Raw genomic sequence first — 26,980 nt, 5'->3', positions numbered from 1 at the left:
TATATTATGGGGGATTTGGACATGACTTTAAAGAAAAAATTAGGGATGGGTATCACATCAGCAGTATTAGGTGCAGCATTAGTTGGTGGAGGAACATTTGCATTCTTTAGCGATAAAGAAGTGTCAAATAATACATTTGCGTCTGGGACATTGGATTTAGCGCTGAACCCATCAACAATTGTGAAAGTGGATAATTTAAAACCAGGTGATACAATTGAAAAAGAGTTTACGTTAGAGAATAAAGGTACATTAGATATTAAAAAAGTATTATTAAATACGGAGTATGATGTAGAAGATGTGAAGAAGGATAATAAGAGAGACTTTGGTGAAGACATTGAAGTAGTTTTCTTAAAAAATATTGATAAACAAGAGGACGTAATTAAGAGAATGACATTAAAAGAGTTGAAGAGTACAACACTGACTGCTGCAGAAAACGATATAGTAAGTTGGCTGTCGCCTGAGAAAGGTATTGAAGCAGGAACTAGTGATTCATTTAAAGTGAAATTCCACTTCAAAAATAAAAATGAAAATCAAAATGAATTCCAAGGTGATAAACTTCAATTAAAATGGACATTTGAGGCACAACAAGGCGATGGTGTGGAGAAGAAATAATCATACTGAAAAGAGACTATCAAAAGTAGTCTCTTTTTGTGCTAAACGGGAAATGTAAGAAGAAACATAATTTGTATTTCATTTTGTAATTCACTTTATTATAATAAAGATATAGTTCTTGATAAAGAACAAGTTGTTCGATAGGAGAGATTAAAATGCTTAAGGCACCTCGCAAATTCAAAAAGATGCTTATATTGCCATGTTTGTGCTCTATTACTTTTTATTTAGGTTCTCAAATGATGACTTATACCGAAGCAGCTTTCATTCATGAGACGAAAGTGCAGGCTACTATTTCTACAGCAAGTATTTTTCCAAAAACAGTTGATCAGCTAACAAAGCAAGCTATTCAGCATAAGGAAGTTATTTTGCATGAGTATGGAGAGATGAAATCAAAATTAACTTTCACTTCCACTCAAGAGCTAGAACAGACACTTGCTACGTGGAAACAAGGACGTGAGAAAATTGTTGCGGAGAGAGAACTGTTACAAAAAGTATATGTATCAATAGAAAATCCGTATAACGAAGTGAAAGAAGAGTTAAAGAAAAATAAAAGTGAACCTACTAAGCAAGTATTCTCTTATGTGAATGCTGGTTTTCATATAGTGAAAGAAAACTGTGAGTATGTTGATAAAGAGGTTAATTTACAGGTAATTGATAAACAAATTCAAGCTTTTGAGAAATTATTAGTAGATGAAATAGAAAAGCAAAAGAACCTAGAAGAGAGTAAGAAGCAGGAAGAAGCGAAAAAGCTAGAAGAGAGTAAGAAGCAGGAAGAAGCGAAAAAGCTAGAAGAGAGTAAGAAGCAGGAAGAAGCGAAAAAGCTAGAAGAGAGTAAGAAGCAAGAAGAAGCGGAAAAGCTAGAGGAAAATAAGAAGCAAGAAGAAGCGAAAAAGCTAGAGGAAAGTAAGAAGCAAGAAGAAGCGAAAAAGTTAGAAGAGAGCAAGAAACAAGAAGAACAGAAGAAATAGGAATAGCAAGTAAAATACAGCAGCATTTCGGAAGGTATAAATACAATCATAAGACAAATAGATGAGAGAGCCCTACTACTCATCTGTTTGCTTTGTTTTTTCAAAGGTATAAGGGCCAAAAAATTCAACAAATGCGAGGAAGTTAGTTGGCCGCACGTTATTTGGTGAAGGTTAATAATCAGTGGGATGGACAAAAAACACTGATTAAAGTTTTATTTTATTTCTCAATAATTTTCTGGGAAAAGTAAAAAATGTTGAGAAATAAAAATAATCAAAAAATATGTTGTATTTATATAGTTTCGTTCGTTATAATGAACTTGAGGTTTTCAAAAAAGAACAAATATTAGCTAAGCTAATATAGTTTTAGTTACACCTCTTATTTGAAATAAGAAATAAGCATGTAAAAATACAAAAAAAAGCTAGGGGGAATTTATTGTGAGTCTAAAGAAAAAATTAGGTATGGGAGTTGCATCAGCAGCACTGGGGTTATCTTTAATTGGTGGAGGAACATTCGCATTCTTTAGCGATAAAGAAGTGTCGAACAATACATTTGCAGCTGGGACATTAGATCTTGCTTTAAACCCTAAAACAATTGTTGATATTAAAGACCTAAAGCCAGGGGATTCAGTTAAGAAAGAGTTCTTATTACAGAACAACGGAACGTTAGCAATTAAAGATGTTAAATTAGCGACAAAGTACAGTATTGCAGATGCAAAAGGTGATAATGCTGGTGAAGACTTCGGTAAGCATATTAAAGTGAAATTCCTTTGGAACTGGGATAAACAAAGTGAGCCTGTATATGAAACAACTTTAGCAGATTTACAAAATGTGGATCCAGATGTTTTAGCTAAAGACATTTTTGCTCCGGAGTGGGGTGAAAAAGGTGGCTTAGAAGCTGGAACAGAAGACTATCTATGGGTACAATTTGTATTCGAAGATGATGGTACAGATCAAAACAAATTCCAAGGCGATTCATTGAACTTAGAATGGACATTCAACGCAAGCCAAACAGATGGCGAAGAAAAATAATAAATCAAAAGCGGGTATCCCCCGCTTTTTTTTATAAAGAAAAAGAAGTGCAGTTTTAAGCACTCCTTACTATGTATTATTTTTGATTTTTCTTCCATTGTGTAAACTCGAGAAATTCACGAAACTGTTCTTTTGAGACACCAGAGCTCATCGCATCTTTAACGAGCTGTGTCCATTCGGAGTCTAGGTGACTTTCCGTTGTTGTCTCGTCGTGAAGTAAAGTATCAACTGGAATTTGTAGAACAGCTGCGATTTTTTCAAGAAACTGTATGGAAGGGTTTTTTTGTAAATTTCGTTCTATAGAACTAATGTAAGATTTAGCAACGCCAGCCTTTTCGGCGAGTTCTGTTAGTGAAATGCCTTTTTGTAAACGAAGGCGTTTTATACGTTCTCCTATCATATTTGCGCACCTTTCTATCAATATGTAGTCGTCTTATGATGTGATTATTATAACATAAAATTCGCTAAAAAGAACGAGGCTATTGAGCCTGGCTCGTATGCTTCATACGTTGAAAAAAGTGTTCAATATCTTGCAGGGCAATGCCAGCATCTAGAGCTTCAAGTATTAAATCAATCCATTCTTGATCTAGTGAGTCAGTCTTATCTTTGTACAAATGTAATTCCTCCCTAATTATTGGTCATAATTGCTGCTACATAGTAGACGATAATTAACCGATTTTTATATTTTATGTGTCAAATTATCGAATGTTTTGTAGATGAAACAAAGATAAAATCCCCATTAAATTCCCTCTATGGCGATTATAAAGTTTCTGACAAATATTTTCAATATTTTCTGAAAATATTGTTGAATTGTGATATATTCGTATATTAACTATGTAATTTTTACAAATATATTAAAAAAATTACATAATATAACTAAATATTGAAAAAATATTGAATTTTTAATAAAATTTAAATTGTAATACATATTATTTATTAGGGGAGGAAATAAGGGATGAAAAAGAAACCATTTAAAGTATTATCATCAATTGCTTTGACAGCTGCATTAGGTCTTTCATTCAGCGCGGGCACTCAGTCTGCGTACGCTGAAACACCTGGGAATAAAACAGCTACGAGTCCAGTTGATGACCATTTAATTCCAGAAGAGCGTTTAGCAGATGCACTGAAAAAACGTGGGGTAATTGATTCGTCAGCTTCAGAGAAAGAAACAAAGAAAGCTGTCGAAAAGTATGTAGAGAACAAAAAGGGTGAAAATCCTGGGAAAGAAGCGGCAAATGGGGACCAACTTACGAAAGATGCATCTGACTTTTTAAAGAAAGTGAAAGATGCGAAAGCAGACACGAAAGAAAAATTAGAGCAACCAGCAAACGGGACTGCAGCGGGAGCAGGTCCAGTTAGAGGCGGCTTAAATGGGAAAGTGCCAACTTCACCTGCTAAGCAAAAAGAATATAACGGTGAAGTTCGTAAAGATAAAGTACTTGTTTTGCTTGTAGAGTACGCTGATTTCAAACATAACAATATCGATAAAGAGCCTGGTTACATGTACTCCAACGATTTTAATAAAGAGCATTATGAAAAAATGTTATTCGGTAACGAGCCGTTTACACTAGATGATGGAAGTAAAATTGAAACGTTTAAACAATATTATGAAGAGCAATCTGGTGGTAGCTACACAGTGGATGGAACAGTTACAAAATGGTTAACGGTTCCTGGTAAAGCAGCTGATTATGGTGCTGATGCTGGTACAGGTCATGATAATAAAGGACCAAAAGGACCACGTGATCTAGTAAAAGATGCATTAAAAGCAGCTGTAGATAGTGGACTTGATTTATCACAGTTTGATCAGTTCGATCAATACGATGTAAATGGTGATGGAAATCAAAATCAACCGGACGGTTTAATCGATCACTTAATGATTATTCATGCGGGTGTTGGACAAGAAGCAGGTGGCGGTAAATTAGGTGATGATGCAATTTGGTCACATCGCTGGACAGTTGGACCAAAACCATTCGCAATTGAAGGTACACAAGCGAAAGTTCCATATTGGGGCGGAAATATGGCAGCATTCGACTACACAATTGAACCAGAAGATGGCGCGGTTGGTGTATTCGCACATGAATATGGCCATGATTTAGGTCTTCCAGATGAGTATGATACACAATATAGCGGTGATGGTGAGCCGGTTGAAGCTTGGTCTATTATGAGTGGTGGTAGCTGGGCTGGTAAAATTGCTGGAACAACACCAACGAGTTTATCACCACAAAATAAAGAGTTTTTCCAAAAAACAATAGGTGGTAACTGGGCAAATATCGTAGAGGTAGATTACGAGAAATTAAATAAAGGTATCGGTCTAGCAACATACTTAGACCAAAGTGTTACGAAGTCAGATCGTCCAGGTCTGATTCGTGTTAACTTACCAGATAAAGAGGTAAAAGGAATTCAGCCTGCATTTGGTAAACAGTATTACTACAGCACAAAGGGTGATGACCTTCATACAACGATGGAAACGCCACTATTCGATTTAACGAAAGCAACGACTGCAAAATTCGATTATAAGTCATTGTATGAAATCGAAGCGGAGTACGATTTCCTTGAAGTACACGCTGTAACAGAAGACGGTCAAAAAACGTTGATTGAAAGACTTGGTGAGAAAGCAAATAGTGGAAATGCAGCTACGACAAATGGAAAATGGGTTGATAAATCATATGATTTAAGTCAATTCAAAGGTAAGAAAGTGAAACTAGTATTTGAATATATTACAGATGGTGGATTAGCGTTAAATGGATTCACACTTGATAACGCGTCACTAACTGTAGATGGAAATGTTGTATTCTCTGATGATGCAGAAGGTACACCACAATTCAAATTGGATGGTTTCGTTGCATCTAACGGAATGGATAAGAAAAAACATAACTACTATGTAGAGTGGAGAAACTATGCGGGTTCAGATAACGCATTGAAATTTGCTCGCGGTCCAGTATATAACACTGGTATGGTTGTATGGTATGCGGATTCAGCTTACACAGATAACTGGGTTGGCATACATCCAGGACATGGTTTCCTTGGTGTAGTTGACTCTCATCCAGAAGCAATTGCAGGAACTCTAAATGGCAAACCAACATTTAAAAGCAGTACGCGATTCCAAATTGCTGATTCGGCGTTCTCATTCGACAAAACGCCAGCTTGGAAAGTTGTATCTCCAACGCGTGGAACATTCGTATACGATGGATTACCAGGAGTACCGAAGTTTGATGACTCTAAAACGTATATTAATGAGCAAATTCCAGATGCAGGACGTATTTTACCGAAGCTTGGTCTGAAGTTTGAAGTAGTAGGACAAGCTGATGATAATTCTGCAGGTGCTGTTCGTTTATATCGTTAATACAGTAAAACTACCGAGAGAATTTCTTTCGGTAGTTTTTTTGTGAGCAATGAATTTTATATAGCTGGAAAAGTCATATATAATGTAACTTTACGAATAGAAATTTGTTACATATAAAGTCTATATAAATAATGAAAGAATTGGATAAAAATAGTGGGAGAAGGTGAGTGAATGAGTATTTCTTCTATTGTAAATAAACAAAAGCAATATTTTTATAATGGATATACGAGAAGTATAGAAACAAGAAAAAATAATTTAAAAAAGCTTTATGATGGAATTCAGCGTTTTGAAGAAGAGATCTTTCAAGCATTGAAATTAGATTTAAATAAGTCAGCTCATGAGTCGTTTACAACGGAAGTGGGATATGTATTAAAAGAAATTTCTTTTCAATTGAAACATATGTCATCGTGGAGTAAACCGAAGCGAGTTCGAACAGCACTAACTCATTTTGGATCAAAGGGGAAAGTAGTGCCAGAACCGTACGGTGTGACACTTATTATCGCACCGTGGAACTATCCGTTTCAGTTAGCGATTGCACCTCTAGTAGGAGCGCTGGCAGCTGGAAATACAGTTGTTTTAAAGCCGTCAGAGTTAACACCTAACGTTTCAAAAATGCTTACGAGAATGATAGAAGAGTTATTCCCAGAAGAGCTTGTATCGGTAGTAGAAGGCGGTGTGGAGGAAAGCACTGCACTTTTAAAGGAGCCGTTTGATTATATTTTCTTTACAGGTAGTGTTGGAGTCGGAAAAGTTGTGATGGAAGCAGCGGCGAAAAATTTAACGCCTCTTACGTTAGAACTTGGCGGGAAAAGTCCATGTATTGTGCATAAAGATGCGAAGCTAGATGTAACTGCAAGACGTATCGTTTGGGGCAAATTTTTAAATGCGGGACAGACGTGTGTGGCACCTGATTATATGTACGTTCATTCTTCAGTGAAAGAACAGCTAATCGAGGCATTACGACATGAAATAACGGAGCAATATGGAAAAGAGCCTTTACAAAATGACAATTACGTAAGAATTGTGAGCGATCGTCATTTTGAACGATTATGTACCTTTTTACAAGACGGTAAGCAGGTGATTGGCGGGAGTTATAAGAAAGAAACATTGCACATTGAGCCGACAGTCTTAACAAATGTTACATGGCAAAGTGCTGTTATGGAGGATGAAATTTTCGGACCAATCTTACCAATCATTGAGTATGACAAACTAGAAGATGTAATTGAAACGATTCAGCAACATCCGAAGCCGTTAGCTTTATATGTTTTTTCTGAAGATAGAAAAGTACAAGAGCAAGTGACGAATAATATCCCATATGGCGGAGGATGTATTAATGATGTTGTGTATCATCTTGCAACGCCATATTTACCTTTTGGGGGAGTGGGGAGCAGTGGATTAGGCGGCTATCATGGTGAACAAAGTTTTCGGACTTTTTCCCATTATAAAAGCATTTTGTCCCAATCTACAGCATTCGACATGAAAATTCGTTACTCTTCTACAAAAAGTGCTTTAAAATTCATACGAAAGTTGTTAAAATGATGATGGTGTTTATCAGTAGGCGTAGCCGTATGATAATAGCCCCTTCGCAATGGAAGGGGTTTTTCTGTTCGACATATGTATCATGCGAAAATGAATCAAACATACTACATATAGAATAGAAGTGAACGCTTGCTAAATAACCATTTTTGTTTGGATCGAAACAAAAAAGAGTCTATTAGAACATAAATATTTATTCATGAATATAAAAATTAAAATTTAAGGTAGATAGGACGGGAAAATGAAAAAGATTATTAAAGTTGAAGCAGTAGAAAAACATTTTGGAAATCAAGTGATTATCCCACCTCTTTCTTTAGATATTAAAGAAGGAGAATTTTTAACAATTTTAGGACCGAGTGGTTGCGGGAAAACGACTTTACTTCGTATGATCGCAGGATTTGAAACTCCAACTAAAGGGAATCTTTTATTAGATGATGAAAAGATTAACGATTTGCCACCATACAAGCGTCATATGAACTTAGTGTTCCAGCATTACGCACTATTCCCACATATGAATGTAGAAAAAAATATTTGTTTCGGTATGAAAATGCAAAAAGTACCAGCTGCAGAACAGAAAGAACGTGCGGAAGAGGCAATGCGTTTAACGCAGTTACTTGAATTCCGTAATCGTAAACCTTCAAAGCTTTCTGGTGGACAGCAGCAGCGTGTAGCAATTGCAAGAGCAATTGTAAATAATCCGCGTGTATTACTATTAGATGAGCCACTTGGAGCGCTTGACTTTAAGTTACGAAAAGATTTGCAACGTGAATTGAAGAACTTACAGCGTAATTTAGGAATTACGTTCATATACGTAACGCATGATCAAGAAGAAGCGATGAGTATGAGTGATCGTATTGTCGTTATGAATAAAGGGCATATCGAACAAGTCGGCACGCCTAAAGAAATTTATAATAAGCCGAAAACATTGTTCGTTGCGACGTTCATCGGTGAAAATAATATCGTGAAGAATGGGGAAAACTACGTAGCAGTTCGCCCTGAAAACGTAAAGGTTCGTTCGGTTGAGCAATCAATTTTAAAAGAATACCATCTTGGACATATTGAAGATATTGAGTTTGTTGGAAATATGGAAAAGCTGTATGTACGTGATGAGAAAACAGCAGAATTGCTGATGGCTTATCAAACTGCTGAAGAAGCAGCGCAGTGGAACATTGGAGATAATGTATATGTAGGCTGGGAGCAAGAGGACGAGGTGACCTTAAATTGAAAAAAGGGAAATTACTCGCATTACCTACAGTCGTATGGCTGTTAATCTTCTTCCTAATTCCACTTTTGTTCGTATTAGCATTTGCCTTCATGCAGCGCGGAGCATACGGGACAGTGGAAATGAAATTTACATTAGATAACATAGCGCGTGTGTTTGATCCATTATATATGGGGACGTTATGGGAAACAGTAAAAATTGCGGTTATTACGACAGTACTATGTTTATTAATTGGTTATCCATTTGCCTATACAATTACAATTGTTGATCGTAAATATCGTTCTATCCTTTTATTATTGGCAACGATTCCGTTCTGGATTAACTTCCTTGTTCGTTCATACGCATGGATTGTTATTTTACGTTCACAAGGTCTTGTAAACACATTGCTATTGAAACTAGGTATTATTAGTGAACCTTTAAATCTGCTATATAATACACCCTCTGTAATACTCGGAATGGTATATTCTTTATTACCATTTATGATTTTACCAGTGTATGCAGCGATTGAGCAGCTTGATAAGCGTAAGCTAGAGGCAGCTTATGATTTAGGAGCAACACCAGTAAAGGCATTTTGGAATGTAACGGTACCGATGACGATGTCAGGGATTGTTACTGGTTCTATTTTAGTATTCGTTTCTTCTATCGGAATGTTTGTTGTATCAGACGTTATGGGTGGATCGAAGGTAGCGTTAATCGGAAACGTAATTCAAAATCAATTCTTAGGTTCGCGTGATTGGCCGTTTGGTTCTGCGTTATCTATGATTGTTGTTCTATTCTCTATTCTGTTAATTTACTTATATTATCGTGCAACGAAAGTATATAAATATGATGGGAACGGAGGGGAATAGGCAAAGATGAAGAAGTTTCTAGTTTCTTATTCTTGGTTAATTTTATTGTTTTTGTATTTTCCAATGATGGTTTTAATGGTATATTCCTTCAACGATTCGCGCATTAATGCGGAATGGGAAGGCTTTACATTCCATTGGTATACAGATTTATTTCAAAAACAAGATGTTATTGATGCGTTTATAAATAGTATGACGATTGCAGTTATAACGACGGTTGTAACGACAATTCTTGGTGTGATTTTTGCGATTGCATTACATCGTTATAAATATCGTTTTGAAGGGGCTATTAATGGTCTTGTATACTTACCGATTCTAATTCCTGATATTTTAATGGGATTATCTTTACTAATCTTATTTAGTCAATTAGGTATGGAACTTGGACAAGTAACGATTATTATTGCGCATATTACATTTAGTATTTCATTTGTTGTTGTTATTCTAGCGGCACGTCTTTCAAGTATGGGACGTGATTTAGAAGAGGCTGCAAATGATTTAGGAGCAACACCGTGGCAAACGTTTCGCTATGTAACGTTTCCAGCAATTGCGCCGGGAGTTGTTTCAGCAGCATTATTAACATTCACATTATCAATTGATGATTTTGTAATTAGTTTCTTCGTATCAGGACCAGGATCAACAACATTGCCATTATATATTTACAGTATGGTTAAGCGCGGAGTATCACCTGAAATTAATGCTCTTTCTACAATTTTAATTGTTGTTATCGTAGGATTAATGGTTCTATCTGAAATCTTCCGTAACAAAGGTGCAGATGGTGAAGAAAACTCTGGAGGACACCTTCCTTTATAATACGAATGATATAGAAAGTACAAGGAGGTAATAAACTGATGAAATTAGTGAAGAGATTAGCTGGTGTAGCAATTAGCTTCAGTCTTGCTGCAGGTGTACTTGCTGGTTGTGGTGAGAAAAAAGAAGAATTAAACATTTATAGCTGGGCTGACAATTTTGATGAGCAAGTTTTAAGAGATTTTGAAAAGAAATATAACGTGAAAATTAACTATGATAAGTACGCAAGTAACGAAGAAATGCTTGCGAAATTACAAGCTGGTGGTGCGAATTATGACCTAATTCAGCCATCTGATTACATGGTGAAAACGATGGCGAAGATGGACTTATTAGCACCTTTAGATAAGAAGAACATCCCGAACATCGAGAATCTTGTTTCTAACTTTAAAACACCTGCGTTTGATCCAGAGAATAAGTATTCTTTAGTATATACTTGGGGTGTAACAGGAATCGCATACAATAAAAAGTATGTGAAAGAAGCACCTACAAGCTGGAATGATTTATGGAACGAGAAATATAAAGGACATGTTACTTTATTAAACGATTCTCGTGAAGTATTAGGAATGGGACTTAAGAAAAATGGTTTCTCTAATAGCACGAAAGAGGATGCACAGTTAAAGACGGCGTCAGCTGATTTGCAGAAGCTACTTCCAAACTTATTAGCATTCGATACAGATAATATTAAACAGAAATTCATTACAGAAGATGCTTGGATCGGGACAGTTTGGTCTGGAGACGCAGCATTTATCGCAAAAGATAATAAAGATGTAGAGTACGTTGTACCAAAAGAAGGCGGCACAATTTGGGCTGACACGTTAGCAATTCCAAAAGGTGCGAAAAATAAAGAGCTTGCAGAGAAGTTTATGAACTACTTATTAGATGAAAAAGTAAGTGTGAAAAACTACGAGTCAATTGGTTACAGTAATCCAAATGAAAAAGCTCATCCTCTTCACAGTAAAGAATATCGTGATAACCACATGATTTTCTTAACGAAAGAAGAATTAGATCGTACAGAATGGCTTGTTGATGTAGATGATAAGTTAAAAGACTATGATCGCTACTGGACAGAGTTAAAAACAAAAGGTAAATAAGTGAGAAAATGCGGTTTCTAAAGTAGAAATCGCATTTTTTCATAGTAGGAGGAAATCGCTTGAAGAAGAAGTTGCATCAGTATGAGGGAATGTGTATCGTTTTATTATTTGTTCTATTTAGTATCATCGCTTGGAGGGTACATGTAGGTGGTGTTACAATGATGGATACATATGTCCGCGGATTAGTAAAAGGGTTACAAACGGAAAGCGCTCTTACATTTTTCTCATACTTTACAAAGATGGGATCTGAGATTGGGATCATAACTACACTTGTTATAAGTTTGCTTGTTTTTTGGAAGAAACGTTATTATGCTGCTATGATTGTGTATCCGATGGCCATATTAACGACACATCTTGTTAATAAGGGAATAAAAGAAATTGTGAAAAGAGACCGCCCATCATTAAATGAGGCACTTGACGCACTTGGGTATAGCTTCCCAAGTGGACATGCAATGTTATCTATTATGACATTCGGGTTTCTTACTTATATCATTGCGGCAAATTTGAAGAGTGTAACTTGGAAATATGTTATAACGATTTTGATGGGAATATTAATTTTATCGATTGGATTAAGTAGAGTTATTTTAAATGTTCATTACCCGACTGATATTTTAGCTGGTTACTGCGCAGGTGGCATTTTGTTAATCATTGCAATTTATTGTCATCGTTTGCTTACCGAGAGATTGGGACTTAATAACGAGAGATAAAAAAAACGTCTAGAAAAACTAGTATTATAGTTTTCCTAGACGTTTTTTGTTTATAGGGAGATGTGATACAGTATAAATGACAAGTGAATTATATAAAGTAGGTGAAAATGTGTGAAGACCAATGTACATAAAATTGATAAGTGGGGGAAGTTAGGCGCTTTTTTGTATCAATTTCGTTATACAGTAATCGTCGTATTACTACTACTCGCAATAGCACTCGGTATTTTTGCTCCAAAGCTTCCGGGAGTATTAGGTGGTGATGGTTTCCAAACAGAAGGGGATTATCAAAAGACGAAAGAAATTTTAGATAAAGATTTTAAGCAGTCTCAAGATACGCTTTTACTCGTTTTTGAGAAAGAAAAGAATGCTTCTCAAGAGGAGTTTCAAAAGCGTATAGATGGAATTATAAATCACATTCAAGAGAAGGAAACATACGAATCTTTCCATCATCCGATGCAAAATAAAGAGATGCTAAAAGATGATATCGGTTATGCGACGATATTATTTTCCGGGAAAACAAATAAAGAACGAATGGAAAAGACATTACAATTCGCTGAAAAAATTGAGAAGGAAAGTAATGCAGTATTAAAAGTAACACCGACAGGATATCCGAAAATTAATCAAGAGATTAATGAAAGGACGCAAAATGATTTAAAAGTAGCAGAGATGATTGGTTTACCTATTGCTTTTCTCGTACTATTATTCTCATTTGGTAGTCTGCTTGCGTCTATTTTGCCGATTTTAAATGGTGTACTTAGTGTAATTAGTACGATGGGGATTTTATATTTTATAGGTAGCGATAAAGAGTTATCTATTTTTGTATTGAATGTTGCACCGATGATTGGGCTTGCATTATCAATTGATTTTGCACTGTTATTTGTAAATCGCTTTCGAGAGGAAGTGGCGAAGAGAACAGTGAAAGAAGCGATAGCGACTACGTATCAAACGGCAGGGCGTGCTATCGTATTTTCAGGGTTATGTGTATTCGTCGGTTTATCAGGTTTATTTTTCTTTAAGATTGATTATATTCAGTCTGTTGCTATTAGCGGGATGATTGTCGTTATTATGAGCATTCTATTTTCGCTCACACTTCTTCCGGCGCTATTATCTTTAATTGGTAAAAGGATATTAAAAAAGAATCAGGTGGCGCCTACGCCATCAAATGTATGGCGTAAATTTGCACAGTTTGTAATGAAACATCCAATCGTCATGATTATTGCCGTTACAGCATTTATTGTTATTTGTTTATTACCGCTACGTACAGCTAACTTGCAGTTCCCTGGTGTTGAAGCGTTACCTGAAAAGAGTGACACAAGGGTTGCTTATGAGAAATATGAAGAAGCATTTAATAAAACTGTCAAAACACATGCTGATGTTACATTAGTAGTAGAGACGAAGAAAGATATGACAGCAAAAGAAAGCTTACAAAAGGTAGAAGATGTTATTCAAAAGTTAAAAGATGATAAGCAAGTATATAAGGTGAAAAGTGTATATGACGGGCTAAATGGAATGAAAGCAGATCAAGTTGCTGGGATGTTACAATCACCAGAAGCTGCGAAAATAGCTCCTATATTTGAAGCGTATACGAAAGAGAATAAGACAACAATTGAAGTCTTTTTGGATACGAAACCTCGTACAGAAACTGCTAAACAATGGGTTCGTGATTTCAAAAAAAATTATAAAGAAAACGATGTTACTTATTATTTAGGCGGGATGACAACGTTCCAACAAGAGTTAGAAGATGAAATTAAAGATAAAGTTGCAATTGGTATGTCTGTTATATTTGGGTCAACCTTTGTCATTTTATTATTCGCATTCCGTTCTATACTCATTCCAATTAAAGCAATTATTATGAACGTACTTAGTTTAAGTGCAACAATTGGAATTGTTATTTGGTTGTTTGAAGGTGGACATTTCGGATTAGAAGAGAGCTCGGTTTTATTTGTATTACCCATTTTCATTTTCGGCCTCGTATTTGGACTTAGTATGGATTATGAAGTATTTCTTATTTCACGTATTCATGAGTTGTATGAGGAAACAGGAGATAACGACCAAGCAACGTTAGAAGGGCTTGTATCAACAAGCCGTATCATTACATCCGCTGCTTTAATTATGATTGTTGTTACCGGTGCGTTTGCATTTACAGATATTTTACCAGTAAAGCAGATGGGGATTGGGGTTGCACTAGCCATATTTCTTGATGCAACAATTATTCGCCTTATGCTCGTACCAAGTTTAATGAAATTGTTTGGAGATTGGAACTGGTGGTTACCATTCCGAAAGAAAAAAGAAAAATCGTCCTAAAAAATACTCATCTATAAGGTGAGTATTTTTTTATGAATAGCAAGGCCTATATTTTGCAAATAGTATGTGATAAGAACATTACATACAAGTAGGTGAAGGCAATGTTTCGTTATTTTAAGTTTAAGCTAAATGATACAGTACAGTTTGCTGAAAAAGATGGACATATGTATCGCATTGTCGGTTATCGGTTAGAAAAAGGATTTTATCCAAAAGATGAATGGACTCATATTATTTATGAACTGCTTAGAGAGTTTGATGGGTATACGATGGATGCGGAAGAAGAGGAACTTGTAAAGGTCATTCAAGTAGAGGATGAGTATTACAAAATACAAGAAGTATCGGGGTATCGTTATCCAGTAAAAATGAAGCAAAAGCAGCAAGTTATAAAAGGCGAGAAGATAGACGACTTATTAGATACGTACAACGACTATAAACGATTGGCAGATTTCTTTAAAGATTTATCGTATGAACAAAAAGCTGAAGCAGTATTGCAAGAAATGAAAAGGATTAGAGCATGAGGGGACAGTCTATTATAAGACTGTCTTCTCTTTTTGACGGTGCATCAAAGTGTGTTTTCCGTTACAATGAGAGAATCAATAGAAATAAGGTGATACAGTATGGAAACAAAGAAAAAGGGCGAATGGTGTGAAATTACGGTTCCAGCGATATGGAATAGTATAAGCATTGAATCGCTGTTAAAAGTAGAATGGGAAGTGCCAAAAAAGTTATTACATCAGCTTCGTATGGAAAAAGGTATTACGGTTAACGGAGAACAGAGGAGATGGGATGAACTTTTAAAAGAAGGAGATAAGTTACAAGTTCATATGTTTATGGAGGAGGAGTACGGCGTAGATCCACAATATGGTGAATTAGATGTAGTGTATGAAGACGATCACGTACTCATTGTAAATAAGCCCGAGCAAATGGATACACATCCATCTGAAAAAAATGGGACGGGAACACTTGCTAATCTTGTTGCTTTTCATTTTCAAATGCAAGGTTTAGAGACGAAGGTTCGCCATATTCATAGGTTAGACAAAGATACGACAGGTGGTGTTGTATTCGCAAAACATAGAATTGCGGGTGCAATTATGGATCGTTTATTAATGGAACGGAAAATTAAAAGAACGTATGCGGCACTTGTTGAAGGAAAAGTAAAGAAGAAGCAAGGGACAATTGATGCAGCTATCGGAAGAGATAGACATCACGCTACAAGGCGCCGTGTTTCTCCAAAGGGAGACCAAGCTATAACATATTATAAAGTAGAGAAATATTTTAACAAACAAAATGCTACGCTCGTAACGTTACAGTTAGAAACCGGTAGAACGCATCAAATTCGTGTTCATATGAGCTATAATGGAAATCCGTTAGTTGGGGATGTATTATATGGCGGACAAACAAAATACATGTCTCATCAAGCGCTACATGCGATGAAGATTAATTTTTTGCATCCAATTACGAAAGAAGAGATCATGGTTGACGTACCTTTCCCTGCAAAATTAAACAATACAATGAAAAAATTTGAAAGAGAAAACGGGTAAAGTGTAAGTTGAAAATTGAAAAAGGTAGATTTTTGCAGGAGTTTCTCTAAAAGAGGCGAAGCCGTTAAGAGAAAAGAGAGGTGAGAATCACTTGGTCAAATATAAATATGTGCTAGGAATATTTTTCGCTTGTCTTTTACTTACTCTATGCATCTATCCATACTTACCAACTCGTATGGCAGTGCATTGGAACGAGAATGGTGTAGCGAATGAGTTTATAAGTAAACAAGTTGTCGTGTTATCTCTGCCTGTCCTTATTATTTTTTTACATGGATTCGTGTATATTATTTCACATAATATATATAAGTTTAACGAAGGAGAGCATTTTATTGTAAGCGAATTTATAAAGAGTATTACTTTATTTATGTTGTTTATCCATATGCTTATTCTTTTTATTAATTTGAGAAGTATTATATTCTTTCAGACAGGACTAACGATTGGAATTAGTATGTTTCTTTTTATGCTTAGTAAGGTGTTTAAAAAGGTGAAGGATACAGAGAAAGAACCGATCAAATTACAAAAAATCCGTTTAGTTAGTAGGCGAATCTTTCAAGTGATGGCATGTAGCATATTATTTTCATTGCTTTTGAGCCTGGAATGGGGATTTTATGTATTAATTAGTGTGATAAGCTTCGGGTCTATTTTATTTATGTTCTACATTTTATATTCGTACATAATAGAAAGTTATGAAATTTAAAAAAGAGTCTTCTCCTAATGAGAAGACTCTTTTAATCTATTTATTTCGTAATAAATTGTTGTGTCCAGTAGTTGCCGCTTTCTACATAGCCAACACCGATATGAGTGAAGCCGCTATTTAAGATGTTTGCACGGTGTCCAGCACTGTTCATCCAAGCTTGTACAACTTCTTCTGGAGTACGTTGACCTTGGGCGATGTTTTCACCTGCAGATTTATAAGAAATACCAAATTTCTTCATCATGTCAAACGGAGACCCGTATGTAGGGCTGTTATGATCAAAGTAGTTGTTTTTTTGCATATCTTCAGACTTAATGCGTGCTACTTTGCTTAATTCAGTATCAATTTGTAATGCTGGTAAGCCTTGTTTTGTACGCTCTGCGTTTGTTAATTCAACAACACGTTGTTCGAATTCGCTTAAAGATTTTGCTTCTTCAGCAGGCTTTTGCTCAGCTGGTTTTTGTTCAGCAGGTTTTTGAGTATTGTTGTTTTCAGCAGGTTTTTGAGCTTCTGGTTTTTGAACTTCTTCAGCAGGCTTTTGCTCAACTGGTTTTTGCTCAGCAGGCTTTTGAGTTTCTGGCTTAGCTGTTGGTTGTTCAGTCACAACATTTTCAGTAGGCTGTTGACCAGGAATGAAGCAATCTTGTTGGAATTGTCCTTGATTCCATTGTGCTAATGATTCAACTCCCATAGATTGTAAGAATGCTTGTAATTCTTGTTGGCTCATTTGCTTCATCATCATTTTTGAATGCTGAATATTTTGAACCTTTATGTTAGATGGTTGTACTGTTGCAGCTTGTGCATCTAAAGAAGATACTCCTAAAGTAAGAGCTGTTGCAGCAGCTACAGATAATAAAACACGCTTTTTCATGATGTGTGTCCCCCTATATAAAGTTTTAATTTGTTTTCACACGATTTGTTTTTGACAGCCTGTCTGACTGACAAATTCATCGTAGCATACAATTTACAAGAAAAAAGATGGAAAAAAATTCATAGACTTCAAAATTACCTAATTTATCCTAAGGGAAGAAAAGGGCGGAAATAAGAGAAACATAGAGTATAAAAGGAATTTTCATCATTTTTATACTTCATTTTAAGAGGGGATTTTTGGATAAAGTTACCTAAATAGAAAATGAAGAATCCTATTGTATCAATGGTTTGAGCGATTTTTCGAGGAATATAATGGATTGATTTTTACGAAACTGTAATGTTTCTGTTGTTCTTTTTTATAATAAAGTAACATATTTTTAATGTTGTAGCAGACAAAAAAGCGGCTATCTCTTTACATAGACGAAGGAGATAGCCGTTTTCCTATTATTACGTATGTTACGAGTTATTACGAGTTGGTTTCAATTGCTTCTAATAATAGATCTACAATGTGAATTCCTCTCATTTTATGAGAAAGGTCTTCACGTTCGATACCTAGTTTCATTTGTAATAGACAACCTGGATTTGCAGTAACAATTGTCGTTGCATCTGTTTCATGCACACATTCCATTTTGTAATCTAGGAATTCCATTGATAACTCTGAATGAACAATGTTGTAAATACCAGCAGAACCACAGCAGCGGTCCGCATCTTTCATTTCACGGTATGTTGCACCTTGAATGGCTTCTAGTAACATACGAGGTTCTGAGGATGTTCGCATAACGTTACGTAAATGACAAGAGTCTTGATACGTAATGATTTGCGGCGTGAGTCGTAAGTCATTACGTTTATGGAAATCTAATTCTACTAGTATAGCGGTAATATCTTTAATTTTAGAAACAAACTGCTTTGCACGTTCAGCCCACTTTGGATCATCTTTTAAAAGATAATCATAGTCTACGAGGTAAGCTCCGCAGCCACCTGCATTCGTAATAATATAGTCGATGTTTAAATCTTCAAATGCTTTTATATTTCGTTTCGCTAATTCTTTTGCTCCACTTTTCTCACCAGCATGCCCATGTAATGCACCGCAGCAACTTTGTGTTTTCGGAATAACGATATCGCAACCAGCTAACTGAAGAAGTTTCATCGTTGCGTTATTTGTTTCTAAAAACATCGTATCCATTAAACAACCTGTGAAGAATGCAACTTGTTTCTTCTTTGTCACCTCAGCAGGTAAAAATTCAGGACGATCTTTCATTGCTTTCATTTTAGGGACTTTTGGTAAAACGAGATCCATCGTTGCAAGTGTTTCAGGGAATAACTTCATAATCCCTGTTTTATGTGTTAGCGTTTGTAAACCAGAACGCTGATAAAATCCGATTAGTCCTGTTAATGTTCTCATTCGGTTTTGATGAGGGAATAGTCCTTCAAAAACGACTTTACGAACGGCTCTCACGGGCACTGAGAATTTTTTATTTTGATTAATAATATCACGAGCTTCTTCTAATAAATGTCCATAATTCACACCAGATGGACAAACAGGTTCACAAGCACGGCAGCCAAGGCAAACATTTAATGTATTTTCAACATCCTCATCCGGCTCAATTAAACCATCGACGACGGCTTTCATTAAGGCGATACGTCCGCGTGGTGAATGCGATTCTTTATACCCAGATTGAATATAAGTAGGGCAAGTCGGTAAACAAAAGCCGCATCGCATACAGTTTAGTAGTTCATCTTCACTTAATCGTTCTTTAAATTCCTTTTGAATGTTTTCTGTATTTAATGTCGTCATCGCTCAACCACCACTCTTTTACGAGAGTCTTTCGCGAACATTTTACCTGGATTCATAATGTTATTTGGATCGAAGGCTTGTTTAATTCCTTGCATAGCTGCAATACCTTCTTTACCTAATTTCATTTCTAAATAAGGAGCTTTCATCGCGCCAACACCATGTTCACCAGTAATTGTGCCACCAAGTTCAATTGCTTTCGCAAATATTTCAGCAAAAGCTTGTTCAGCTCGGTGCATTTCTTCTTCATTACGGGCATCTGTCATACAAGTTGGGTGTAAGTTGCCGTCACCAGCATGACCAAAAGTACAAATAGGAATATTATATTTCTTTGCAATTGCATTAATTGCTTCAACCATTGGAGCAATTTGTGAACGTGGTACCGTCGCATCTTCTAATATTGTAGTAGGCTTTAATCTTGCAAGTGCTGATAGTGCACTACGACGTGCTGTACGAAGCGCATCTGCTTCCGCTTCATCTTTTGCAACGCGAACATCGACTGCATTCATAGAACGACAAACGTTAGCCATTTTTTCAATATCTCGATTGACAACTTCGGGCGGTCCATCTTGTTCAATTAATAAAATTGCCTTGACGTCAGTTGGTAAACCGATTTGTGCAAACTCTTCTACAACTTCAATTGTCGGTTGATCTAAAAACTCAAGTGTCGCAGGAATGATTTTATTTGCAATAATAGCAGAAACAGCACGTGCAGCTTCGTTAATATCTTCATATAGTGCGAGCATTGTTTTCTTCGTTTCAGGCATAGGAACAAGTTTTAATATCGCTTCCGTAACCACACCAAGTGTTCCTTCAGAACCGATAAATAGACGAGTTAAATCGTAACCAGCTACATCTTTTGCTAATTTACCGCCAGTATGAATGATGTCGCCGTTTGGTAAGACAAGCTCAAGCCCCATTACATAATCACGTGTTACGCCATATTTTAATCCGCGCAATCCACCTGAGTTTTCATTAATGTTACCGCCGATTGTAGAAATTTTCATAGAGCTTGGATCTGGTGGATAAAATAAACCTTTTTCTTCTACTGCATTAATAATATCAAGTGTAATAACACCAGCTTGTACAGTAATTGTTAAATTCTCTTCGTCAATTTCTAAAATATTGTTCATATGGCGGAAAATAAGAACAATGCCGCCTTCAAGTGGACACGTTCCAGCACAAAGATTTGTTCCAGACCCGCGAACATATACAGGAATTTTATGAGTGTTACACACTTTTAACACGTCTGCTACTTCATTTGTATTACGAGGAGCAATGACTGCATCAGGCATCGCTTGGAAGTTTGGAGTGGCATCATAACTATAAGTTAAACGCCCCATATTGGATGTATCTACATTATCTTCGCCAACAATGGATACGAATGAATCAATAATTTGCTTTTCTAACATTGGAAATCCCCCTCAAACTGTTAACGTATTTAGTAATAATAAAAAACGTTGTAACAGTGCTTTCATTATAATGATAAAAAAGTCAGGGGATTCTTTCTATGTGTAATCATCTAAAGATTAATCTGTTTTATCGTTCTTTTTTGTATGATTATCTAATAATAGAAGTGCAAAGTATAAAACATTTAAATCTTTGAATTGTTTTGGGTCAAGTTCTGTATGTTCCTCAATCTTTTTTAACCTGTAATGCAATGTGTTAATGTGTATATGTAATTGCTGAGCTGTTTGCTTATAGGATTGGTTATAATCAATAAATAAACGTAAAGTGTGCATAAGTTCAGGAGATGATACTAAGTTTTCGATGGTACGCTCTAGAAACTGTTCCCGCGTTTCAGTTGAAATATCTTGTAAGCACATTTCTAAACGTAAATCTTCATTAAATACAATTTTTTTCGTTTCAAGTGATACTGAAAGAGCTTGTAATGCTTGTTCGTACGATAAGTTCATATTGCTTGGTGTAACTGTTTGCCCAATTCCGATATATAAAGTAATAGAAAATAAAGTTTCACAGTCTTGTTTTAATCGTTTTAAAAATTGATAAGTTTGCTCTTTGGAGCTTATCGTCGTAAATAAGATGAATCGATCATTTCCCCAGCGAACAAAGAGATGCTCCTTTGTTAATATATTGCGTACGTGTTGCCAAATTTTACGCTGAAGCATCGTGTCATTTTGATCGATAGAGAACAAAATAAGTTGTTTCTTCTTATATAAATCAATACCAAGTGTTTTTGCACGATCGAAAAAACTTGGAGACCAGTCTGTATTTTGAAGCCAATCAAAAACAAAAGCTTCATAAGAACGGTGCTCAAGTTCTAGCTGTTCTAAAAAGTAATTTTCATGAATTAATAGTTCGGTCATTTTACGTAATATCTCTCCATATTGGGAAATGTTTTCAGGTTCTCCTGTGATTCCAATAACACCGATTACTTCATCATGGAATAGCAAAGGAAGATTCATCCCCGCCTTTACGCCTTGCAGTCGCCTTTCATCTTCTTTTGTAATAATGACAGTCTTTTTTTGTTTCGCACAGCGGAGTGCGCCTTCATGAAATTGACCGATTCTTTCTGCATCTGTACTTGCGATAATAACGCCTTGTATATTAATGATAATAATATTTTCTGTAATTAGTCTGCGTACTTCCCGTACAATTTTATTCGCTAAATCAGGAAAAAGCATAATTTGCACACCTCAAATTCTATTTGTTGTACATTATATATGTAAGTTTATTAATAAAGGTAGATTTCACATTTTCCACACATTTATTTGTTATTTTACAATTATAACGAAATCATCCGAAGATGGAGGGAATCTTTTGAGAAAGTTTATTTTTCTTCTCTGTTTTTTATTTCTATTAGTAGGGTGTCAAGGAAGTTCATATACACCAATTGCTAAAGATAAAAATGTTATTATAACAACGAATATAAAAGAAGGTAGTATTAGTTTTATTGATAAAAAATCTAAAAAGTTAATCACGACATGGGAATTAAATGAACCGATGGCAGGAATTGCACTACTTCCAAATGATGAGGAAATACTTGTATATGGCAAGCAGTTAGAATATATGTATGTATACTCACTAACAGAAGGAAGACAGGTGGACAAATATAAGACTGGAAAAGGAATTGTGAATGTAGTCGTATCAGAAGACAAAAAACAATTATTTGCTGCCGATCAAAATGCTCAAAAGGTAAGGTTCTTTACGATAAAAGGGAAAGAGACAGGGAGTGTTTCAACAGGAAAAGGACCAATAACGATGGTAGAGTATGATAAGCGATTAACTGTGCTAAACTTTTATGATACGAAACTAACGACAATTGATACAAAGAAAAAAGAGGTTATACAATCCTTTATGATTCCCCCAGCATCAACGGGAGCAACGGTTAGTGCTGATGGGAAAGAAATATGGATTGGTGGACATGGTGATGGAAGTCAAGTGAATGAGAAAGTATTAGTGTATTCTTTACAGAGCGGAGAGATGGTGCGTTCTTTACATGCTCCGTTTATGCCTGTGAATATAACAAAGGATGATAAGTATGTATATGCGCTAAGTCACGGTTCAAATACGCTAAGAAAGTTTGATGTTAGCACGTATCAAGAGGTAGCTTCTGTAGAAGTAGGATCGAACCCATTTTCATTTTTGAAAAGCGGAGCAGAAGGGTATGTAGCTAGTTATGATGGCGATGAAGTATGCGTTATGGATATGAAGAATATGAAAATAAAACAAACAATTAAAGTTGGAAAAGGACCGTTTCAACTCATAGAGAGAGAAGGGGAAGGGCAATGAGTAAATATAAAGTGCTAGTTGTAGATGACGAAAGTGATATGAGACAACTTGTCGGAATGTACTTAGATAACTTCGGATACGAGTGGGGAGAAGCTGAAAATGGAAAAGAAGCACTTCGAAAATTAGAGAATGATCATTATGATTTCGTCGTACTAGATATAATGATGCCAGAGATGGATGGACTTTCAGTTTGTAAAGAGATTCGAAAAACATCGGATGTACCGATTATATTTTTAACAGCAAAAGGTGAAGAGTGGAATAGAGTAAATGGCTTACGTATGGGAGCCGATGATTATATTGTAAAGCCATTTAGTCCCGGGGAATTAATTGCTCGCATGGAAGCTGTACTAAGACGGTATACAAAGCAAGAGCAGCAAGAGGAGATTCAATTTGGTCCGATCCTTATTAATGAAAAAAGTAGACGAATTGAGACGGATGGACAAGCAGTTTCACTTACAGTTAAAGAGTTTGATTTACTATATTTTCTTTGTCAACATAATGGACAAGTATTTAGTCGGGAGCAATTACTTGAAAAGGTATGGGGATATGATTATGCAGGAAGTACAAGAACAGTAGATACGCATGTGAAAACGATGCGTCTAAAGCTCGGAGAAAGTGGAAACTACATTCAAACCGTTTGGGGTGTAGGTTATAAATTTGAGGTGTAACGTATGTTTACGATGGTACAAAAGCTTTGGCTTACAGTAGTATGTGCAGTATGTGTAACAGTTTCTTTTCTTTATTTTGTATCTTTATACTCATATGAAAAGCTATACGTGGACAATTTAAAAGATTCATTAGTAATGGAAGGGAAGCGTCTTGCTACGCAATATGATAAACATGAAGGAGTATCCACTTTTGAAGAGAAAGTAAGAGCATACGATCAAATATCTAGTTCAGATGTTCTTTTCGTGTATAATCCGCGTGATTTAAGTGCATGTTTGCCTTTCGATGTGCACCACCATTCTCTTATAAGTGAAGGGGATAGACAGTCACTATTAGATGGGAAAACTGTGACTAAGATAGGGTATGAAGAACATTTTAATCGCAATATTATGGGTGTTGTCATTCCTGTTTTAGATAATAAAAAATTAGTTGGTATTGTATACTCCTATATTCCTTTAAAAAGTATAAAAGATTTAATATTTGATATGGGCCTTATTTTAGCACCGTTAGCACTTGCTATGATTCTAATAACAGTATGGATTGGTAGAAAAATTATTATTGCTATTACAAGACCGCTTTCGCAAATGGAACGGGTTGCAAATCATTTGGCTACTGGAGATTTCTCAGAGCGGATCACAATTTCTTCAGAAGATGAAATTGGACGATTGGGAAAAGCGTTTAATAAAATGGCAAATTCTTTAGAAACAGAAGATGTAAAGCGTAAGGAGTTTTTAGCTAATGTTTCGCATGAGCTTAGAACACCACTTAGTTATATTAAAGGATATAGTGAAGCTATTTTAGACGGTGTGGCAAAGGGGCCGCAGCAGGAAAAAGTAACGCAACTCATCCATAAAGAAGCAGATCGCATGCAGCGCCTCGTTCATGATTTATTAGATTTAGCGCAGCTAGAAGGTGAACACTTTCCTCTAAAGAAACAACCTATCGTTTTTTCACAGCTTATTGAAGACGTACTTGATACTTACGAGTTACAGTTTATAGAAAAAAAACTTCGTATTTCAACGAATTTAAATCCTGAAATTATCGTAATGATTGATGATGATCGTATGCAACAAGTACTTCATAATGTGTTAGATAATGCGATACGTTATACAAATCAAAACGGGGATATCATAATAACATTAAAGCAAATTGATGATTACTGTGAATTGCACATAAAAGATACAGGAATAGGTATTGATACAGAGCATTTAGAAAATCTCGGAGAACGCTTTTACCGAGTAGATAAAGCGAGAAGTCGTCAACATGGTGGAACAGGTTTAGGCCTTGCAATTGTAAGGCAAATTGTTCATATACATGATGGTGAGTGGAGAATAGAAAGTGAAAAAGGTAAGGGAACGACAGTTATTATTAAATTAAAAGTACAAGATGAGGAGAGCATGTTCTAATTTCGGAGACATGCTCTTTATAGTTACACGGAAATATATTGATTAATATCTAACAAATATCAAAAATTTGACTATTTTATGAACAAAACATTTGTACTTCTTACTAATTCGTTCTAAAATAGTTATGGATGTTAATTTCTTATAAAACGTTACAATTGTTGTTTGGAAGATACTGAGGTGATTTAACTGGAGTACAAATCTATTAAACCAAAAAAAATTTACGAAGAAGTATCTGAAGCTATTTTAACAATGATTAAAAATGGTACGTTAAAACCTGGTGACAAGCTACTTCCTGTTCATCAATTAGCAGAGCAGTTTCAAGTTGGCAGATCTGCAGTTCGTGAAGCGCTAAGTGCGCTCAGAGCAATGGGCTTAATTGAAATGAAACAAGGAGAAGGTACATATGTAAAGAATTTCGATTCTTCTTCATTAACAAAATCATTAAATAATAAGTTATTAATGAAGAAAGAGGATATTTTGAATTTATTAGAAGTACGGAAGGTGCTTGAAGTGGGGGCAGTTCGAGCAGCTGCGGCAAAACGTACGGATGATAATTTGCAAAATATGAAACATTGGTTAGATGAAATGGCAAAAAGCATTGGAGATGAAAAAGCTGGTGAAAAAGCGGACTTTCAGTTCCATATGGGAATCGCACAATCTTCGCATAATAGCATCTTACTTGAGCTCATGAATCATGTTTCAGAGATGATTGCTGAAACAATTGGTGAATCAAGACGCATTATTTTATATGGTGAACAAACAACATCAGAACGACTTTTAGAGGAGCATCAATCTATATATGATGCGGTGTTAAAGCAAGATGTGGAATTAGCGCAGCAAGCGATGCTAGATCATTTAACAAATGTAGAACATATTGTCACAGGTAAAAGCGATATAAATTCGTAATTTAATCTTTTAAAAATCTAATTTTCTGATAAAATAGAGAGAGATTAAGTAAGCGTTTTCTTTGGAAGAGGGAGAGGATAGGCCATGGTTGAGCCTACTTCTTCTAGTCTTAGTCATCTGATGACCATATGATTGTTGGCGAAGTTGTAATGAGGGGGAATTATAGTTATGAAAGTTACTTTATTTGTTACTTGTTTAGTCGATATGTTTGAAACAAACGTCGGTAAAGCAACAGTTGAAGTATTGGAGCGTTTAGGTTGTGAAATTGAATTTCCAGAAGCACAAGTTTGTTGTGGTCAGCCTGCTTATAATAGCGGCCATGTAGAAGCAGCAAAAGAAGCGATGAAACATATGATTGAAACTTTCGAAGATGCAGAATATATCGTCACGCCATCTGGCTCTTGTGCGACAATGTTTCATGAGTATCCGCATGTTTTTAAAGATGATCCAAAATGGGCTAAACGTGCACAAAAGGTTGCTGATAAAACATATGAATTTACACAATTTATTGTAGATGTTTTAAAAGTTACAGACGTTGGTGCAAGTTTACCAGGGATTGCTACTATTCATAAATCTTGTCATATGACACGCCTACTCGGAGTAAAAGAGGCACCAGGGATTTTATTATCAAACGTAAAAGGATTAACTGTAAGAAAACTGCCAAACGAGCAAAATTGTTGTGGGTTTGGGGGAACGTTTTCAGTTAAGATGACACCTATTTCTGAGCAAATGGTGGATGAAAAAGTAGATAGTGTAATGGAAACAGGTGCTGATTATTTAATTGGTGCAGATTGTGGGTGTTTGTTAAACATTGGCGGACGTATTGAGCGTTTAGGTAAAGAAGTAAAAGTAATGCATATTGCTGAGGTACTGAATAGTCGCTCATGA

The 26,980-nt window shown here is 35.7% G+C and carries 25 protein-coding genes; 19 read left to right on the top strand and 6 right to left on the bottom strand.

Annotation, left to right across the window (positions count from 1 at the left end; genetic code table 11):
• Positions 1–21: 21 nt before the first annotated feature.
• The 3 genes from BAU23_RS20015 to calY all read left to right on the top strand — a co-directional run bounded on the left by BAU23_RS20015 (position 22) and on the right by calY (position 2,609).
• The gene (locus BAU23_RS20015) at positions 22–612 is read left to right on the top strand and encodes a TasA family protein (protein WP_000172857.1); all 591 of its coding nucleotides are present in this window, start codon (positions 22–24) and stop codon (positions 610–612) included.
• Between the two features lie 155 nt (positions 613–767).
• Positions 768–1,580: a DUF4047 domain-containing protein gene (locus BAU23_RS20010; RefSeq protein ID WP_071735049.1), complete on the top strand. Its 813-nt coding sequence runs from the start codon at positions 768–770 to the stop codon at positions 1,578–1,580.
• Between the two features lie 435 nt (positions 1,581–2,015).
• Positions 2,016–2,609, top strand: coding sequence for a biofilm matrix protein CalY (calY, locus tag BAU23_RS20005; protein WP_000053716.1), 594 nt, complete (start codon positions 2,016–2,018; stop codon positions 2,607–2,609).
• A gap of 76 nt (positions 2,610–2,685) precedes the next feature.
• Here the strand turns inward: calY and BAU23_RS20000 are convergent, their stop codons facing one another.
• The gene (locus tag BAU23_RS20000) at positions 2,686–3,009 is read right to left on the bottom strand and encodes a helix-turn-helix domain-containing protein (RefSeq protein ID WP_000578889.1); all 324 of its coding nucleotides are present in this window, start codon (positions 3,007–3,009) and stop codon (positions 2,686–2,688) included.
• Positions 3,010–3,088: 79 nt separating this feature from the next.
• Positions 3,089–3,223, bottom strand: a complete 135-nt coding sequence (locus BAU23_RS19995; RefSeq protein WP_000276220.1) for an anti-repressor SinI family protein — start codon at positions 3,221–3,223, stop codon at positions 3,089–3,091.
• Between the two features lie 341 nt (positions 3,224–3,564).
• Between BAU23_RS19995 and inhA1 the strand changes: the two genes are divergently transcribed.
• The 11 genes from inhA1 (at position 3,565) to BAU23_RS19940 (ending at position 16,702) form a co-directional block, all read left to right on the top strand.
• On the top strand, positions 3,565–5,952 hold the full coding sequence (gene inhA1, locus BAU23_RS19990) for a M6 family metalloprotease immune inhibitor InhA1 (RefSeq protein ID WP_000728978.1): 2,388 nt from the start codon (positions 3,565–3,567) through the stop codon (positions 5,950–5,952).
• Between the two features lie 171 nt (positions 5,953–6,123).
• Positions 6,124–7,491: an aldehyde dehydrogenase gene (locus BAU23_RS19985; RefSeq protein ID WP_071735048.1), complete on the top strand. Its 1,368-nt coding sequence runs from the start codon at positions 6,124–6,126 to the stop codon at positions 7,489–7,491.
• A 238-nt stretch (positions 7,492–7,729) separates the two neighbouring features.
• Positions 7,730–8,713: a spermidine/putrescine ABC transporter ATP-binding protein PotA gene (potA, locus tag BAU23_RS19980; RefSeq protein ID WP_000720327.1), complete on the top strand. Its 984-nt coding sequence runs from the start codon at positions 7,730–7,732 to the stop codon at positions 8,711–8,713.
• Positions 8,710–9,558 (top strand): spermidine/putrescine ABC transporter permease PotB, encoded by an 849-nt coding sequence (gene potB / locus BAU23_RS19975; RefSeq protein WP_000715507.1) that lies wholly within the window; start codon positions 8,710–8,712, stop codon positions 9,556–9,558. Before potA ends, potB begins: the two co-directional genes overlap by 4 nt.
• Before the next feature lie 6 nt (positions 9,559–9,564).
• The gene (gene potC, locus BAU23_RS19970; protein ID WP_000714188.1) at positions 9,565–10,365 is read left to right on the top strand and encodes a spermidine/putrescine ABC transporter permease PotC; all 801 of its coding nucleotides are present in this window, start codon (positions 9,565–9,567) and stop codon (positions 10,363–10,365) included.
• Between the two features lie 38 nt (positions 10,366–10,403).
• On the top strand, positions 10,404–11,453 hold the full coding sequence (potD, locus tag BAU23_RS19965) for a spermidine/putrescine ABC transporter substrate-binding protein PotD (RefSeq protein WP_000780027.1): 1,050 nt from the start codon (positions 10,404–10,406) through the stop codon (positions 11,451–11,453).
• A 59-nt stretch (positions 11,454–11,512) separates the two neighbouring features.
• A complete protein-coding gene (locus BAU23_RS19960; protein ID WP_071735047.1) occupies positions 11,513–12,160 on the top strand; it encodes a phosphatase PAP2 family protein in 648 nt (215 codons plus the stop codon).
• 111 nt (positions 12,161–12,271) lie between these two features.
• A complete protein-coding gene (locus BAU23_RS19955; RefSeq protein WP_000856395.1) occupies positions 12,272–14,464 on the top strand; it encodes an MMPL family transporter in 2,193 nt (730 codons plus the stop codon).
• 101 nt (positions 14,465–14,565) lie between these two features.
• Positions 14,566–14,982: a hypothetical protein gene (locus tag BAU23_RS19950; protein WP_000490286.1), complete on the top strand. Its 417-nt coding sequence runs from the start codon at positions 14,566–14,568 to the stop codon at positions 14,980–14,982.
• Between the two features lie 99 nt (positions 14,983–15,081).
• Positions 15,082–16,005, top strand: coding sequence for an RluA family pseudouridine synthase (locus tag BAU23_RS19945; RefSeq protein ID WP_000448331.1), 924 nt, complete (start codon positions 15,082–15,084; stop codon positions 16,003–16,005).
• 91 nt (positions 16,006–16,096) lie between these two features.
• On the top strand, positions 16,097–16,702 hold the full coding sequence (locus BAU23_RS19940) for a DUF1648 domain-containing protein (RefSeq protein ID WP_000241837.1): 606 nt from the start codon (positions 16,097–16,099) through the stop codon (positions 16,700–16,702).
• 40 nt (positions 16,703–16,742) lie between these two features.
• Here the strand turns inward: BAU23_RS19940 and BAU23_RS19935 are convergent, their stop codons facing one another.
• From BAU23_RS19935 to BAU23_RS19920, 4 genes are all read right to left on the bottom strand, one after another.
• Complete coding sequence (locus BAU23_RS19935; protein ID WP_000747564.1) at positions 16,743–17,570, bottom strand: CAP domain-containing protein; 828 nt, start codon at positions 17,568–17,570, stop codon at positions 16,743–16,745.
• Between the two features lie 465 nt (positions 17,571–18,035).
• A complete protein-coding gene (locus BAU23_RS19930; RefSeq protein WP_071735046.1) occupies positions 18,036–19,364 on the bottom strand; it encodes a (Fe-S)-binding protein in 1,329 nt (442 codons plus the stop codon).
• On the bottom strand, positions 19,361–20,773 hold the full coding sequence (gene glcD, locus BAU23_RS19925) for a glycolate oxidase subunit GlcD (RefSeq protein ID WP_000890733.1): 1,413 nt from the start codon (positions 20,771–20,773) through the stop codon (positions 19,361–19,363). The genes BAU23_RS19930 and glcD overlap by 4 nt, the downstream gene beginning before the upstream one ends.
• A 117-nt stretch (positions 20,774–20,890) precedes the next feature.
• Positions 20,891–22,006, bottom strand: a complete 1,116-nt coding sequence (locus BAU23_RS19920; RefSeq protein ID WP_000898649.1) for a CdaR family transcriptional regulator — start codon at positions 22,004–22,006, stop codon at positions 20,891–20,893.
• Positions 22,007–22,142: 136 nt separating this feature from the next.
• Here BAU23_RS19920 and BAU23_RS19915 point away from each other — a divergent pair, with 136 nt between their 5' ends.
• The 5 genes from BAU23_RS19915 (at position 22,143) to BAU23_RS19895 (ending at position 26,980) form a co-directional block, all read left to right on the top strand.
• Complete coding sequence (locus BAU23_RS19915) at positions 22,143–23,114, top strand: YncE family protein (protein ID WP_001224546.1); 972 nt, start codon at positions 22,143–22,145, stop codon at positions 23,112–23,114.
• Positions 23,111–23,782, top strand: coding sequence for a response regulator transcription factor (locus BAU23_RS19910; protein WP_000049755.1), 672 nt, complete (start codon positions 23,111–23,113; stop codon positions 23,780–23,782). The genes BAU23_RS19915 and BAU23_RS19910 overlap by 4 nt, the downstream gene beginning before the upstream one ends.
• A gap of 3 nt (positions 23,783–23,785) precedes the next feature.
• Positions 23,786–25,186, top strand: a complete 1,401-nt coding sequence (locus BAU23_RS19905; RefSeq protein WP_000494804.1) for a sensor histidine kinase — start codon at positions 23,786–23,788, stop codon at positions 25,184–25,186.
• 216 nt (positions 25,187–25,402) lie between these two features.
• Entirely contained in the window at positions 25,403–26,092 is a 690-nt protein-coding gene (locus BAU23_RS19900; protein ID WP_255257118.1) for a FadR/GntR family transcriptional regulator, read from the top strand.
• Positions 26,093–26,260: 168 nt separating this feature from the next.
• Positions 26,261–26,980 carry a (Fe-S)-binding protein gene (locus BAU23_RS19895; protein WP_000869146.1) on the top strand — a complete coding sequence of 240 codons (720 nt, stop codon included), beginning with the start codon at positions 26,261–26,263 and terminating at the stop codon, positions 26,978–26,980.

Source organism: Bacillus nitratireducens, from assembly GCF_001884135.1.
Taxonomy (GTDB): Bacteria; Bacillota; Bacilli; order Bacillales; family Bacillaceae_G; genus Bacillus_A; species Bacillus_A nitratireducens.
This window is presented reverse-complemented; position numbering and strand designations above follow the sequence as displayed.

What these genes read in the sequence shown, in the direction of transcription:
- BAU23_RS20015 (WP_000172857.1), top strand. Translation starts at nt 22, where the DNA reads ATGACTTTAAAGAAAAAATTAGGGATGGGTATCACATCAGCAGTATTA.
- BAU23_RS20010 (WP_071735049.1), top strand. Translation starts at nt 768, where the DNA reads ATGCTTAAGGCACCTCGCAAATTCAAAAAGATGCTTATATTGCCATGT.
- BAU23_RS20000 (WP_000578889.1), bottom strand. Translation starts at nt 3,009, where the DNA reads ATGATAGGAGAACGTATAAAACGCCTTCGTTTACAAAAAGGCATTTCA.
- inhA1 (WP_000728978.1), top strand. Translation starts at nt 3,565, where the DNA reads ATGAAAAAGAAACCATTTAAAGTATTATCATCAATTGCTTTGACAGCT.
- BAU23_RS19985 (WP_071735048.1), top strand. Translation starts at nt 6,124, where the DNA reads ATGAGTATTTCTTCTATTGTAAATAAACAAAAGCAATATTTTTATAAT.
- potA (WP_000720327.1), top strand. Translation starts at nt 7,730, where the DNA reads ATGAAAAAGATTATTAAAGTTGAAGCAGTAGAAAAACATTTTGGAAAT.
- potC (WP_000714188.1), top strand. Translation starts at nt 9,565, where the DNA reads ATGAAGAAGTTTCTAGTTTCTTATTCTTGGTTAATTTTATTGTTTTTG.
- potD (WP_000780027.1), top strand. Translation starts at nt 10,404, where the DNA reads ATGAAATTAGTGAAGAGATTAGCTGGTGTAGCAATTAGCTTCAGTCTT.
- BAU23_RS19950 (WP_000490286.1), top strand. Translation starts at nt 14,566, where the DNA reads ATGTTTCGTTATTTTAAGTTTAAGCTAAATGATACAGTACAGTTTGCT.
- BAU23_RS19945 (WP_000448331.1), top strand. Translation starts at nt 15,082, where the DNA reads ATGGAAACAAAGAAAAAGGGCGAATGGTGTGAAATTACGGTTCCAGCG.
- BAU23_RS19935 (WP_000747564.1), bottom strand. Translation starts at nt 17,570, where the DNA reads ATGAAAAAGCGTGTTTTATTATCTGTAGCTGCTGCAACAGCTCTTACT.
- BAU23_RS19930 (WP_071735046.1), bottom strand. Translation starts at nt 19,364, where the DNA reads ATGACGACATTAAATACAGAAAACATTCAAAAGGAATTTAAAGAACGA.
- glcD (WP_000890733.1), bottom strand. Translation starts at nt 20,773, where the DNA reads ATGTTAGAAAAGCAAATTATTGATTCATTCGTATCCATTGTTGGCGAA.
- BAU23_RS19920 (WP_000898649.1), bottom strand. Translation starts at nt 22,006, where the DNA reads ATGCTTTTTCCTGATTTAGCGAATAAAATTGTACGGGAAGTACGCAGA.
- BAU23_RS19910 (WP_000049755.1), top strand. Translation starts at nt 23,111, where the DNA reads ATGAGTAAATATAAAGTGCTAGTTGTAGATGACGAAAGTGATATGAGA.
- BAU23_RS19905 (WP_000494804.1), top strand. Translation starts at nt 23,786, where the DNA reads ATGTTTACGATGGTACAAAAGCTTTGGCTTACAGTAGTATGTGCAGTA.
- BAU23_RS19895 (WP_000869146.1), top strand. Translation starts at nt 26,261, where the DNA reads ATGAAAGTTACTTTATTTGTTACTTGTTTAGTCGATATGTTTGAAACA.